At 69.1% G+C, this 13,020-nt stretch carries 13 protein-coding genes; 5 read left to right on the top strand and 8 right to left on the bottom strand.

Features of this window, described 5'->3' with window-relative positions; all coding sequences use genetic code 11:
• Positions 1 to 6: 6 nt before the first annotated feature.
• Positions 7 to 1,254, top strand: a complete 1,248-nt coding sequence (locus tag OG905_RS15305) for a hypothetical protein (RefSeq protein ID WP_328670003.1) — start codon at positions 7 to 9, stop codon at positions 1,252 to 1,254.
• Between the two features lie 66 nt (positions 1,255 to 1,320).
• On the opposite strand, the gene OG905_RS15300 is transcribed toward OG905_RS15305, so the two are convergent.
• Both OG905_RS15300 and OG905_RS15295 read right to left on the bottom strand, forming a co-directional pair.
• Positions 1,321 to 1,854 carry an alkyl hydroperoxide reductase gene (locus tag OG905_RS15300; RefSeq protein ID WP_328682358.1) on the bottom strand — a complete coding sequence of 178 codons (534 nt, stop codon included), beginning with the start codon at positions 1,852 to 1,854 and terminating at the stop codon, positions 1,321 to 1,323.
• A 5-nt stretch (positions 1,855 to 1,859) separates the two neighbouring features.
• Positions 1,860 to 2,429, bottom strand: a complete 570-nt coding sequence (locus tag OG905_RS15295) for a peroxiredoxin (protein WP_328670002.1) — start codon at positions 2,427 to 2,429, stop codon at positions 1,860 to 1,862.
• Positions 2,430 to 2,618: 189 nt separating this feature from the next.
• On the opposite strand from OG905_RS15295, the gene OG905_RS15290 reads away from it, so the two are divergent.
• From OG905_RS15290 to OG905_RS15280, 3 genes are read left to right on the top strand one after another with little or no spacing between them, the layout of a single operon-like run.
• On the top strand, positions 2,619 to 3,143 hold the full coding sequence (locus OG905_RS15290; protein WP_328670001.1) for a PadR family transcriptional regulator: 525 nt from the start codon (positions 2,619 to 2,621) through the stop codon (positions 3,141 to 3,143).
• Positions 3,140 to 3,826: an ABC transporter ATP-binding protein gene (locus OG905_RS15285; protein ID WP_328670000.1), complete on the top strand. Its 687-nt coding sequence runs from the start codon at positions 3,140 to 3,142 to the stop codon at positions 3,824 to 3,826. The genes OG905_RS15290 and OG905_RS15285 overlap by 4 nt, the downstream gene beginning before the upstream one ends.
• A complete protein-coding gene (locus OG905_RS15280) occupies positions 3,823 to 6,183 on the top strand; it encodes an ABC transporter permease (RefSeq protein ID WP_328669999.1) in 2,361 nt (786 codons plus the stop codon). Before OG905_RS15285 ends, OG905_RS15280 begins: the two co-directional genes overlap by 4 nt.
• 81 nt (positions 6,184 to 6,264) lie before the next feature.
• Here OG905_RS15280 and OG905_RS15275 read toward each other — a convergent pair whose 3' ends face one another.
• From OG905_RS15275 to OG905_RS15250, 6 genes are all read right to left on the bottom strand, one after another.
• Positions 6,265 to 6,696: a hypothetical protein gene (locus OG905_RS15275; RefSeq protein WP_328669998.1), complete on the bottom strand. Its 432-nt coding sequence runs from the start codon at positions 6,694 to 6,696 to the stop codon at positions 6,265 to 6,267.
• Between the two features lie 5 nt (positions 6,697 to 6,701).
• A complete protein-coding gene (locus tag OG905_RS15270) occupies positions 6,702 to 7,076 on the bottom strand; it encodes a roadblock/LC7 domain-containing protein (protein ID WP_328669997.1) in 375 nt (124 codons plus the stop codon).
• Between the two features lie 42 nt (positions 7,077 to 7,118).
• Positions 7,119 to 8,054: a MarR family transcriptional regulator gene (locus tag OG905_RS15265; RefSeq protein ID WP_328669996.1), complete on the bottom strand. Its 936-nt coding sequence runs from the start codon at positions 8,052 to 8,054 to the stop codon at positions 7,119 to 7,121.
• A gap of 222 nt (positions 8,055 to 8,276) precedes the next feature.
• Complete coding sequence (locus tag OG905_RS15260; protein WP_328669995.1) at positions 8,277 to 9,251, bottom strand: hydrogen peroxide-inducible genes activator; 975 nt, start codon at positions 9,249 to 9,251, stop codon at positions 8,277 to 8,279.
• Positions 9,252 to 9,382: 131 nt separating this feature from the next.
• Positions 9,383 to 9,607, bottom strand: a complete 225-nt coding sequence (locus OG905_RS15255) for a hypothetical protein (RefSeq protein ID WP_328669994.1) — start codon at positions 9,605 to 9,607, stop codon at positions 9,383 to 9,385.
• Positions 9,604 to 10,539: an SPFH domain-containing protein gene (locus OG905_RS15250; RefSeq protein ID WP_328669993.1), complete on the bottom strand. Its 936-nt coding sequence runs from the start codon at positions 10,537 to 10,539 to the stop codon at positions 9,604 to 9,606. The genes OG905_RS15255 and OG905_RS15250 overlap by 4 nt, the downstream gene beginning before the upstream one ends.
• Positions 10,540 to 10,788: 249 nt before the next feature.
• Here OG905_RS15250 and OG905_RS15245 point away from each other — a divergent pair, with 249 nt between their 5' ends.
• A complete protein-coding gene (locus OG905_RS15245) occupies positions 10,789 to 13,008 on the top strand; it encodes a transglycosylase domain-containing protein (RefSeq protein ID WP_328669992.1) in 2,220 nt (739 codons plus the stop codon).
• The last annotated feature ends 12 nt before the right edge of the window (positions 13,009 to 13,020 follow it).

Raw genomic sequence — 13,020 nt, 5'->3', positions numbered from 1 at the left:
ACCACCGTGCGAACACTCCGCACCGGGGTGCTGCTTGTCCTGGCCGCCGTCCCCGCGCTGCTCTTCGGCAGCGCGGGGACGGCCCAGGCGCACCCCTTCGGCACACCGCCCGTCGTCCGGGTCGAGGCGAAGGGCTCGGCCGTGGACGCGGCCTGGTCCGGGCAGAAGGACGATGTCGCCGTCCTGACGAAGGAGTCCGGCGGCGATGTGGCGGGCTACCTGCGCTCGCACATCGTCGTACGCCAGGACGGCAGCCCGTGCCGCGTCGAGGGCGCGGAGGGGACGAAGCTCCATTTCGTCTGCCCGCGGCCGGTGGACAGGATCACTTTGACGGTCACGGCGCTGACGGACATCGACCCTGCGTACCGCACGCTCTCCGTGACGGATCTGGGCGGCGGGGGACTGCACACGGCGAAGGAGCCCACGCGGGAACTCTCCCTCACATCGGCGGAGGGAGGGAACAACTCATCTGCGTCCGACGGCAGTTGGACCACCGACCTGGCGCCGCTCCTGGACCGCGGACCGGCCGTCCCGGTGGCGCTGCTCCTCTCGGCGGCCGTGGGCGCGCTGCACGCCTGCGCGCCCGGGCACGGCAAGTCGCTGGCCGCCGGGTACCTGGTGGGCGCCGGTGGCAGACCGTGCGACGCGGTGTGGCTGGGCGGCATCGTCGCCGTGATGCACACGCTCTCGGTCGCGGTCCTGGCCGTCGGCTGGTGGCTGGCGGCGAAGAGCACTCCGGACATGGCGGCCGTGACGGGGTGGCTGCAGCTGATCGCGGCGCTGGTGGTTGCGGGGGTGGGGGTGAGCCTGCTGCGGAAGCATCTGCGCCGGCGCAAGCACCATCACGACCACGACCACGACCACGGGCACGACCACGGGCACGACCACGGGCACAGCCATGAGATCCCGGACGCGCCCTCCCTGCTCACCTGGCGAGGCCTCGTCCTCCTCGGCGCATCCGGCGGACTGCTGCCCTCGCCGTCCGCCTTCCTGGTGCTGCTGACCGGGCTGCTCACCGGCAAGGTCGGCATCGCCCTGGCGATGGTCGCCGCCTTCGGCGCCGGTATGGCCCTGACGCTCACCGGCGTCGGCCTGATCGTGCTGCGCGGCCGCGACGCGCTGCTGGACCGCGTCTCCCGGTCCCCGGCCCTGCGCACCTGGACGCGGAGGGTTCCCCTCTTCGCGGCCTGGGCGGTGGTGGCCGGGGGCACGCTCGCCTCGGCGCTCGCGGCGGGCCAACTCCTCGTGCCATAGCGGTCGTTACGACAAAGGCGCCTCCGCCCGGCTCGAAGCCGGGCGGAGGCGCCTTCGTACATCGGCCTACTCGGCCAGGACGGCTTCCGCGTCCAGGGTCGTACCGACCGCCTGGATCACCGCGGCGATCTTGAAGGCCTCCTGGATCGTCTCGCGGTCCACACCGGCCTTACGGAGCACCTGCTCGTGCGAGTCGAGGCACTGACCGCAGCCGTTGATCGCGGAGACGGCGAGCGACCAGAGCTCGAAGTCGACCTTCTCCACACCCGGGTTGCCGATGACGTTCATCCGCAGACCCGCGCGCAGCGTCCCGTACTCCGGGTCCGACAGCAGGTGCCGGGTCCGGTAGAAGACGTTGTTCATCGCCATGACGGCAGCGGCCGACTTGGCGGCGGTGTACGCCTCGGGGGAGAGGTTGGCCTTGGCCTCGGGCTCCAGCTCGCGCAGCACCTTCGGCGAGCGCGAGGCGATCGCGCAAACCAGGACGGTGCCCCAGAGCTGCTGCTGAGGCAGCCCGCTGTTGCCGATGACCGAACCGAGGTTCAGCTTCAGGTCCTTGGCGTAGTCCGGGACCGCGGACTTGAGGGTGTCGAGAGACATCTCGATCACTCGCCCGACAGGAGCGCGACCGGGTCGAGGGTGTTCTCGCCCTTGGTCCAGTTGCACGGGCACAGCTCGTCGGTCTGCAGGGCGTCCAGCACCCGCAGGACCTCCTTGGGGTTACGGCCGACGGAGCCGGCGGTCACCATCGTGAACTGGATCTCGTTGTTCGGGTCGACGATGAAGACGGCGCGCTGCGCGAAGCCGTCCTCGCCCTCGATGCCGAGGTCGCTCATCAGCTCGTGCTTGGAGTCGGCCATCATCGGGAAGGGCAGGTCACGCAGGTCGGCGTGGTCCTTGCGCCAGGCGTGGTGGACGAACTCGGAGTCGCCGGAGAAGCCGAGGACCTGGGCATCGCGGTCGGCGAACTCGTCGTTCAGCTTGCCGAAGGCCGCGATCTCGGTGGGGCAGACGAAGGTGAAGTCCTTGGGCCAGGCAAAGACCACCAGCCAGCCCTTTTCATCGCGGTTGCGCTTCAGCCAATCGCGGTCGATGCGCTCGAACTCCTTGCCCGTGTCCAGGGACACGCAGGCCATGAGGTCGAACTCGGGGAACTGGTCACCGACGGTGAGCATTGCACTCCTTGAAGCGTCGCAAGCCTCGAAGGACTTGCGTGAGGGGTTGGACTGAGGCTCACCCTGTCATGAGGGCTATTGATCACAGAAATAGGCCAAGTCACTCCAATTGATCGATGTTACTTATGGCCGAGCACTATTCACCCCGGCTATACACAAAGCGTATACACCGCGTGTAGAGTGCGGACCATGTCCATCGGTCACACACTGCTAGGACTCCTCGAGTCCGGCCCGCGCCACGGCTACGACCTCAAGCGCGCCTTCGACGAAATGTTCGGCCACGACCGGCCCCTCCACTACGGGCAGGTCTACTCGACCATGTCCCGCCTCCTCAAGAACGGCCTCGTCGAGGTCGACGGCATCGAGGCCGGCGGCGGGCCCGAGCGGAAGCGGTATGCCATTACCGACGCCGGGATCACCGACGTGTCGCAGTGGCTCGCCCAGCCGGAGAAGCCCGAGCCCTATCTCCAGTCGACCCTGTACACCAAGGTCGTCCTCGCCCTGCTCACCGGCCGCAGTGCCGCCGATCTGCTCGATACCCAGCGGGCCGAGCACCTGCGGCTCATGCGTATCCTCACCGACCGCAAGCGCCGCGGTGACCTCGCCGATCAGCTCATCTGCGACCACGCCCTCTTCCACCTCGAGGCCGATCTGAGGTGGCTGGAACTGACCGCCGCCAGGCTCGAGCAGCTCGCCGAGGCGGTGCGCCGATGACGCCCGCGGGCTCCCTCCTCGTCGCCGAGGGTCTGCACAAGGCGTACGGCGCCACCCCGGCGCTCGACGATGCGTCGTTCTCCATCCACGCCGGCGAAGTCGTCGCCGTGATGGGGCCCTCGGGCTCCGGGAAGTCGACCCTGCTGCACTGTCTCGCCGGGATCGTCCGGCCCGACGCGGGCACCATCACGTACGGCGGGCGCGATCTCACCGCGATGCCCGATGCCGGACGCAGTGCGCTGCGCCGCAGCGAGTACGGCTTCGTCTTCCAGTTCGGCCAGCTCGTCCCCGAGCTGAACTGCACCGAGAACGTCGCCCTGCCGCTGCGCCTGAACGGCACCCGGCGCAAGGAGGCCGAGCGCACCGCGCAGGAGTGGATGGAGCGTCTCGAAGTCGCCGACGTCGGGGACAAACGGCCCGGCGAGGTGTCCGGCGGCCAGGGTCAGCGCGTCGCGGTCGCCCGCGCGCTGGTCACCTCGCCGCGCGTGCTCTTCGCCGACGAACCGACCGGCGCGCTCGACTCGCTCAACGGCGAGCGGGTGATGCGGCTGCTCACCGACGCGGCCCGCGACACCAATGCCGCGGTGGTCCTTGTCACCCACGAGGCCCGGGTCGCCGCGTACTCCGACCGCGAAGTCGTCGTCCGCGACGGGAAGCTGCGCGACATGGCGGGCGTGGCATGAGCGGCAGCTGGATACGTGACCTGACCCTGGGCGTCCGGTTCGCCGTCACCGGAGGCCGGCGCGGCTGGACCCGTACGGTCCTCACCGCCGTCGGCGTCGGCCTCGGCGTGTCCCTTCTTCTGGTCGCAGCGTCCGTTCCGAATCTCATCCAGAGCCGGGACGACCGTGAGTCGGCCCGCGTGGTGACCTTCGACAATGACGTGAAGCGCTCCGAGCGCTCCTTCCTCATGGCTGCCACCGGCACGCTCTACCACGGCGACACGATCAAGGGCACTCTGATCCGGCCGGACGGCGACCACGCGCCCGCCCCGCCCGGCCTGGCAAAGCTGCCCGGGCCCGGCGAGATGGCCGTGTCCCCCGCCCTCGCCGAACTGCTCGCAGCCCCCGAAGGCGCACTGCTCAAGGACCGGCTGCCGTATCGCATCACCGCGACCATCGCGGACCGCGGCCTCATCGGCCCGGGCGAGCTCCTCTATTACGCGGGTAGTGGCACTCTCTCCGCGGACACGGCCGACTCGCGCTCGGTCGGGTACGGCGGCAATGAGGGCAAGCCCGAACCGCTGAACGCCGTGCTCCTGCTCATGATCGTGATCGCCTGTGTGGCTCTGCTCCTGCCGGTGGCCGTGTTCATCGCCACCGCCGTCCGCTTCGGCGGCGAGCAGCGCGACCGGAGGTTGGCCGCTCTGCGTCTTGTCGGCTCCGATCAGGCGATGACCCGGCGGATCGCGGCCGGTGAGTCACTGTGCGGCGCGCTGCTCGGCCTGGCCGCGGGCGCCGGATTCTTCGCGCTGATACGGCAGTTGGCGGGCTCGGTGACGATCTGGAACATCAACGCGTTTCCGTTCGACATCGTGCCGAGCACGGCGCTGACCGCGCTGGTCGTCCTCGCCGTACCGGCCTCCGCGATCGGGGTCACCCTCTTCACGCTGCGCGGTGTGTCCATTGAGCCGCTCGGCGTCGTACGGAACACGGCTCCGCGGCGCCGCCGGCTGTGGTGGCGGCTGCTGCTGCCCGCGGCCGGGCTCGCCCTGCTGCTGCCCCAGGCGGGCCAGGTCGACATGGCGGGCACCGAGATCGCCACCTACCAGATCGCGGGCGGCGCGCTGCTGGTGCTGATCGGGGTCACGGCGCTGCTGCCGTGGCTGGTCGAGGCGGTGGTCGGCCGACTGCGCGGCGGCCCGGTGTCCTGGCAACTGGCCGTTCGACGGCTCCAGTTGAGCAGCGGCACGGCGGCGCGCGCGGTCAGCGGCATCGTCGTCGCGGCGGCCGGAGCCATCGCGCTGCAGATGCTGTTCGCCTCCGTACAGAGCGACTTCATGAAGCCGACCGGCATGGACTCGGCTCGCGCCCAGTTGGAGACGCACGCGGGCGCCGCGGACGGCTCCGTGGCGCACGAGATGATCCAGAAGTACTCGGCGACCAAGGGCGTCTCGGGCGTGATCGGGATCATCGAGGCAGGCGTCGAGCGGGCGGGACCGCAGCGCTCGGGCGAGGACTTCATCCCCACCACTCAGATCACCGTCGGCGACTGCCCGTCGCTGCGGGAGCTGGCGAAGCTGGCCTCCTGCAAGGACGGCGACGTTTTCCTCGCCCGTACGCGCGGCGGCGACGGACCCCCCGACGACTATCTCGCCAAGACGGCCAGGCCGGGCGCCCAGGTCAACCTCCACCCGGATGCGTACTCCTCGGAGGGTGAGCCGGAGAAGACCGAGCCGGTGCTGTGGCGTATCCCCGCCTCCGCCAGGACAGTCGACTCGCGCACCGACCCGATGGGGCAGAAGTCCTTCGGCATCCTGGCCACACCGTCCACCGTCGATGTGTCGAAGCTGCGCAGCCCCAGCGCCAGGGCGATGATCCGGCTCGACCCGGCAGTCCCCGATGCGGCGGAGTACGCGCGCAACACCGCGGCGGCCATCGACCCGCTGACCCGGGTCTCCACGCTGCAGAACTTCGAGCGCGACAGCATGTTCTCCAGCGTGCGCACCGGTCTGTTCGTGGGTGCGACGGCGACGATGCTGCTGATCGCCGCATCGCTGCTCGTCTCCACACTGGAGCAACTACGTGACCGCAAGCGGCTGTTGTCGGTGCTGGTCGCCTTCGGCACCCGCCGCGCCACACTCAGCTGGTCGGTGCTGTGGCAGACGGCCGTGCCGATCGCGCTGGGCCTCGCCCTCGCGGTCACCGGCGGCATCGGGCTCGGTCTCGTCCTGCTGAAACTGGTCGGCAAACAGGTCGCCGACTGGTGGGCCTTTCTGCCGATCACCGGCGTCGGGGCGGCGCTGATCCTGCTGGTGACGCTGCTCAGCCTGCCGCCGCTGTGGCGGATGATGCGGCCGGACGGACTGCGGACCGAGTAGACGCCGTGGCCGGTGCCCGGATGCGGTGCGGCCCCTTCCCGTCGGCGGGGGAGGGGCCGCACCCCGGCGGCGTGAGTGGGATCAGATCCCGCCGAACTCCTTCATCACCCGCCTGGCCTGGGCGAAGAGCATGCCCACGTTCACCGATTTGCGGCACACCGCGACCACGACGACGTCCTGGCTCTCGTTCATACGGATGAACAGATGGGTCAAGTTGTCGCTGTTCACCAGGATTTCCTGGAAGTAGTGCTGATCGGAGTTGACGCCCCTGCGCTCCTTGAAGACGTCCTCGATCATCACCACCGTGCGCCCCTGGAACAGGTCCAGCGTCGCTCCCGCGAGCAGGTCAAGAACCTCCGGCGGGTGACTGTCGACGGTCTCGTACGACAGGAGCATGCCGGTTGCCAGGTCGACGACACCGGCCGCCAGACAGTCGGGTGTCTCGGACCTCATGGCCTTCACCAGGGCCATGACTTGGTCCGAGAACCCCTGGGCCATGCGTTTCGTCGCCATGCGCGCTACTTCCCTCCGGACAGGATGTCTCCGATGCGGTTCAGCATCGGCTGGGATTCGAGGTGGAGCCGTTCGACGTCGAGTCCTTCGTCGCCGAGCACCACCATCAGGGCGGTGTCACCCACCGCGTACACGGCCGCACAGCCCCGGTTTCCGTAGGCGACCGTGCGCCGCAGGGATCCGCGGCCCGTGGCCGCTGCCGTACGCCGGGCAAGGCCGAGGCCGGCCGCGGCGAGCGCGGCGAGGCCGTTCGGTTCGATGGCATCCTCTGTGTCGGCCGCGATGAGCAGCCCGTCGACGGCCACCACCGCCGTATCGGTAATTCCTGGTATCTGGTCGCGAAGTCCCTTCATTTCCCCGGCCAGAGCCTTATGATCCATTCACTGAACCCCCTCGCACATGTGCATGTTTTCCCCGGCCCTTCAGGAGTCCGCGACCCCGGAATTCGCTGTCCGGGTACGGCTTCGAAATCGGAAGAGCCCTTTCCAGCTCGTCGCGGAAACGTCCGCGGCGAGAGTCTTCTCCGTAATCCCGCTGGCCCCGGGGGTGCGGCGGGGCAGCTCCCCGGTCGCGTCCCCACCGTGCGGCGCGACGGCCGGACGTCGCGGCACCGGAGCCTGCGTCGCCCACACGCGCGGAACGCCGGTCCCCCCGTTGCGAGTGGCCCGCTCCAGCAGCCCCTCGGCGAGCATCCGGGAGATCTCGACGGTCACGTGGTAGACGCCCCGGCCGATCATGAAGGCGATGTCCCGTGGGGTGCGCCTGCCGTCGGCGAGAAAGAGGATCGCCTTCCTGTGGGGCGCCAGGTCCTCGGCCGGGCCGTCGACGCCGCGGCGGACGACGACCCGCTCCCGGTCGGGCAGGACTGCCTGGGGCATTGCGGCGAGAGCGGCCAGTTTCCTGACCGCGTCGTCGAGCAGCCGCAGCGGGTCCTCACCGGGGCCGACCGGGACCAGCGGGCCGCTCTCGGGATCGGCGAGGCAGTCGCCCATGTCTCCCGCGAGGACGGCGAAGACCGCGTCCTGCAGAGCCATCGCGGATACGACCTGAAGTTCGGCGGCGCCGATGTGCCCGCGCGCCACCAGTTCGGCGACGGGCCTGCGCGAGTCCATGCCCGCCGGGACCAGCTCGGCCCAGTCCGACTCGCTGATCCGGCCGGAGCGCAGCAGCAGCGTCTCGATTCCGGGGGCGCCGGGGCTCTCGACCGCGACCACGCCGCCCTGCCGGAGGTGGAACACCCCGCCGGGCCGGCCGCACACCCGCAGGACCATGGTCGATCCGGCCGCACGGCACTGGGCCAGCGCGAGAGAGAGCACGCCGTGTCCGGCGCGGTGAAGGGATTCGCGAATGTCCGGCATCACTCCCCCTTGGCAGCCGCGCCCATCGATTCAATGCACATGAATTTCAGCGCACACGAATTGCAGGGCACATGAATTTCGCACTGGTGCCTGACATATGACACCGAGGGGGTATGTGTATCAGCCGCGGAGGCGCATCTTCCGCCAGTCATGCAATATGACCGAAGCTGCAATGTCCCCGCCGGTCAAAGACCGTCGTCGATCAGAAAAGCGACCGCCTACTTAAGAGTCAGCTCCGCGCCTCGGGACCCCGGTGGACAGCACCCGGACCGGGAGCACCGCCATCGCCTCCCGCAGCGCCTGCGCGAACTCCACGAACTCGCCCTGTCGTGCCGCACCCGCACGCATCGCCAGGGCGATCCGGCGCGCGGGAGCGGGCTCCGCGAAGTACCCCGTCTGCAGCCGCCCGCCCCGGCCGGTTTCGACGTCGACCGCCGTACGCGGCAGCAGCGTCACACCGAGCCCGCCCGCGACCAGCTGCACGAGCGTCGACAGGCCGGCAGCCGTCGTGGTCACCGGGGCACCCTCGGTACGTCCGGCCTCACGGCAGATGTCGAGGGCCTGGTCGCGCAAACAGTGCCCCTCGTCGAGCAGCAGCAGATGCAGCTCGCGCAGTGCCTCGCGCGGGATGTCCTGTCGGCCGCCCAGCCAGTGGTCCTCGGGCGTGACCAGCACAAAGTCCTCGTCGAACAGCGGCAGTTCGGTCACCCCGGGCACCCCGAGCGGCACGGCGAGCAGCAGCAGATCGAGCCGCCCGGCCCCGAGCCCCTCCAGCAGCGAGGAGGTCTGCTCCTCGTGGACCTGGAGATCGAGGTCCGGGTAGCGGTCGTGCACGAGCCGCAGCACGTTCGGCAGAAGATAGGGAGCTACGGTCGGGATCACACCAAGCCTGAGGACCCCGGTGAAGGGGGCGCGTGCCGCCTCGGCCTCCTCCATCAGCTCACCGACCGCCTCCAGCACCGCCCTGGCTCGCACCGCGAGCCGCTCCCCGGCCGGGGACAGCAGCACCTTGCGGGTCGTACGCTCCAGCAGCTGGACACCCAGTGCCACCTCCAGGGCGGACACGGCCCCGGAGAGTGCGGGCTGACTCATCCCGATTGCTGCCGCGGCGTCCCGGAAGTGCAGATGCTCCGCCACGGCCGCGAAGGCGCGCAGCTGCGCGAGGCTCGGCTGTTTGCCCCTGTCCGCCGTACTCACTGACACCCACTGATAACTAGGTCCTATCGCGATGACCAGTCTAAGTGGGTGAAAGCGGACGCCTTCGGTGGGGAATGAAAAGCAGACCCGCGCCGAAACCGGCGCGGGTCCATTCCCCCGGCGGGCCCGGGCTACTCCGCTTCGTCCCGCGGCGCAGCCGCCGGTGGGCGGCCCCTCCGCGGGAGCGGCCCGACGCCGCCCGGCAGGCGGCCCGCGTCCGACAAGGCGCGGCGCAGCACGAACTCGATCTGCGCGTTCGCGCTGCGCAGCTCGTCCGACGCCCACCGCGCCAGCGCCTCGTAGACCGCCGGGTCGAGCCGCAGCAGCACCTGCTTACGCTCGGGCGGCGGCGTCACTGGTAGAGCGTGCCCGTGTTGAGGACCGGCTGGGGCGCGCGGTCACCGCACAGCACCACCATCAGATTCGACACCATCGCCGCCTTTCGTTCCGCGTCGAGCTCCACGATGTCCTGCTCCTGGATCCTGGCCAGCGCCGCCTCGACCATGCCGACCGCGCCGTCCACGATCTGCCGCCGTGCCGCGACCACCGCGCCCGCCTGCTGGCGCTGCAGCATCGCGGACGCGATCTCCGGCGCGTACGCGAGGTGCGTGAAGCGGGACTCGATGATGTGGACGCCCGCCGCCTCCACGCGCGCGTGCAGCTCGATCGCCAGCTTCTCCGTGATCTCTTCCGCGTTGCCGCGCAGCGACAGGCCGTCCTCGTCGTGCGCGTCGTAGGGGTACTCGATGGCGATGTGCCGTACGGCCGCCTCGGTCTGCGTCGAGACGAACTCCAGGAAGTCGTCGACCTCGAACAGCGCCTGGGCGGTGTCCTCGACCTTCCACACCACGACCGCGGCGAGTTCGATCGGGTTGCCGTACGCGTCGTTGACCTTAAGGACCGCGGTCTCGTGGTTCCGCACCCGCGTCGAGATCTTGGTCCGCGAGGTGAGCGGGTTGACCCAGCGCAGTCCGTCCGTACGGATCGTGCCCCGGTAGCGCCCGAAGAGCTGGACCACCCGCGCCTCGCCCGGCGCGACCGTGTTCAGCCCGCACATCGCGAAGAACGCGGCGACCGCGATCACGATCCCGAGGACTATCAGTGCCGCCTTCGTGCCGGCCGCGCCGGCGGAGGCGCCGGTCACGATGAGTGCCACTCCGCCGCCGAGGCCGAGCAGCCCCAGCAGCAGCGCCAGTCCTCCGCCGATGCTGTGTGCCGGAATTTCCCGGACCTGTGGCGTCGGCATCTGCGGCAGGTCGTCCACGGTCGAAGTACTGGTGGCAGGCATGTTCGCTCCCCGTTTGTGCCGTCGGCGACCCCCGCCGACCTCTTAGCATAGTGATATCACTTTAACTGCCTTCGCAACCTTGCGCACCTCTCATGAGTCGGTTCCATGAGACGGGGTGCTGATTCTCACGTCCGGAAAAGACCGGATCGGTTGCCCTTTGTCTGTACGAGCGGTGTTAGCTTTCTGAGCTGATTCCGGGCCGATTCCGGCCACGCGACCACAGAAAACGACGAGCGGAGCAACGAAGCGATGGGCCGAGCGGAAGAGCGGCAGGCCCGGCAGCGCGGCGCGCGCCGGGCGAAGAAAGCCAAGCCCACCGGCATACGGCGCTTCTTCACCTGGAGGAAGCTGCTGGGCACCTTCTTCGGCCTCTGCCTGCTGGCGATGGGCGCGTTCTTCGTGATCTATCTGATGGTGCCCGTGCCCTCGGCCAACGCCCAGGCGGAGATGCAGAGCAACGTCTACAAGTTCAGCAACGGCAAGATCCTCACCCGCACCGGCAAGATCAACCGCGAGATCGTCGGGCTGGAGAAGATCCCCAAGGACGTCCAGTTCACCTTCGTCGCCGCGGAGAACAAGACCTTCTTCAAGGACTCCGGAGTCGACTTCAAGGGCACCGCCCGTGGCCTGATGAACACCCTTACGGGCGAGGGCAAGCAGGGTGGCTCGACCATCACCCAGCAGTACGTCAAGAACTACTACCTGAACCAGGACCAGACGGTCACCCGCAAGCTCAAGGAGCTGGTGATCTCGCTCAAGGTGGATCAGAAGAAGGAAAAGAGCGAGATCCTCGCGGGGTACATCAACACCAGCTACTACGGCCGCAATGCGTACGGAATCCAGGCCGCGGCCCAGGCGTACTACCGCAAGGACGCCAAGGACCTGAACGTCGCCGAGGGCGCGTATCTCGCCGCCCTCCTCCAGGCCCCCAGCCAGTACGACTGGGCCGTCGCGTCGGAAACCGGCAAGAAGCTGGTCAAGGAGCGCTGGGACTACGTACTCGACAACATGGTCGAGGAGGACTGGCTCGAATCCGGCAAGCGCACGGGCCTGAAGTTCCCCGTGCCCAAGGAGCCCAAGGCGGCCCCCGGCATGGAGGGCCAGACCGGTTACCTCGTCGATGCGGCCAACGCCGAGCTGGAGCGCCGGGGCATCAGCGAGGAGGAGATCAAGGCCGGCGGCTGGACGATCACCCTCAACATCGACGAGAAGCGCCAGAAGGCCCTGGTCAAGGCGGTCGACAAGCAGCTCGAGGCCAGGCTGGAACGCAAGAAGGACAAGCGTGACGCGACCGTCCAGGCAGGCGCGACCTCGGTCGACCCGAAGACCGGTCATGTCGTCGCGCTCTACGGCGGCGTCGGCGCCACCGAGCACTGGCTGTCCAACGCCACCCGCCGCGACTACCAGCCCGCATCGACCTTCAAGCCCGTCGTCCTCGCCTCCGCCCTGGAGAACGATGCCGAGACCCAGGACGGCGTGAAGATCGGCCTCAACACCAAGTACGACGGCACGAGCAAGCGGCCCGTCGAGGGCAGTGACGTCCCCTTCGCCCCGGAGAACGAGGACGACCGGGACTACGGAATGGTCAGCGTCCAGCGGGCGACGAACAGCTCGATCAACTCCGTCTTCGCGCAGATGATCGTGGACGTCACCCCGGCCAAGGCGAAGAAGACCGCGCTCGCCATGGGCATGAAGGAGGGCAAGGGCTGGCCGGAGCAGCCCGCGATGTCGCTCGGCACGATGGGCGCATCCACCTGGGACATGGCCGGGGTGTACGCGACCCTCGACAACCACGGCAAGCACCTCACGCCCATCATCGTGAAGTCCGCCGAGCACCAGGTCCGTGACGATCACCTCGATACCGACGAACCCAAGCAGGCCGTAAGCCGCGAGGCTGCGGACACCACGACCGCGGCCATGACGGGCGTCGTGAAGTCCGGCTCGGGCACCAACGCGGCCGGCGACTACGAAGCGGCGGGCAAGACCGGTACCTCGGAGAACAACCGCTCGGCCTGGTTCGTGGGCTACACCCCCGAACTGGTCACCGCTGTCGCCCTGTTCGGCGAGGACCCCAAGGGCGGACAAGTCACGCTGACCGATACCGTCAACGAGGGCCGCGCCAACGGCGGTGGTGTCCCCGCGAAGATCTGGAAGCAGTACACGACGGGCGCGCTCAGCGACGAGGCCGCCGCCGCCGAGTTCGACCTGGAGGTCGAGGAGGGCGCCACCGCGGACCCGGACCCGACGCCGACCCAGACCCCGTCCGAGTCGCCTTCTCAGACCCCGTCCAAGGGGCCGACCAAGACTCCGACGAAGAAGCCGACCAAGACTCCGACGGACAAGCCGACCAAGACTCCGACGGACGAGCCGACCGGGACACCGACGGAATCGCCGACGATCACCCCGCCGACCGATCCGGCCGACGGTGACCCCGGCGGGCCGAACGGCAATCCCGTCATCAAGCCGTAGCTGTTGCAGTAC

This window comes from Streptomyces sp. NBC_00322 (assembly GCF_036147535.1).
In the GTDB taxonomy this organism is placed as follows: Bacteria; Actinomycetota; Actinomycetes; order Streptomycetales; family Streptomycetaceae; genus Streptomyces.
Note: the sequence above shows the minus strand (reverse complement) of the source record. Positions and strands in the feature narration are given on the sequence as shown.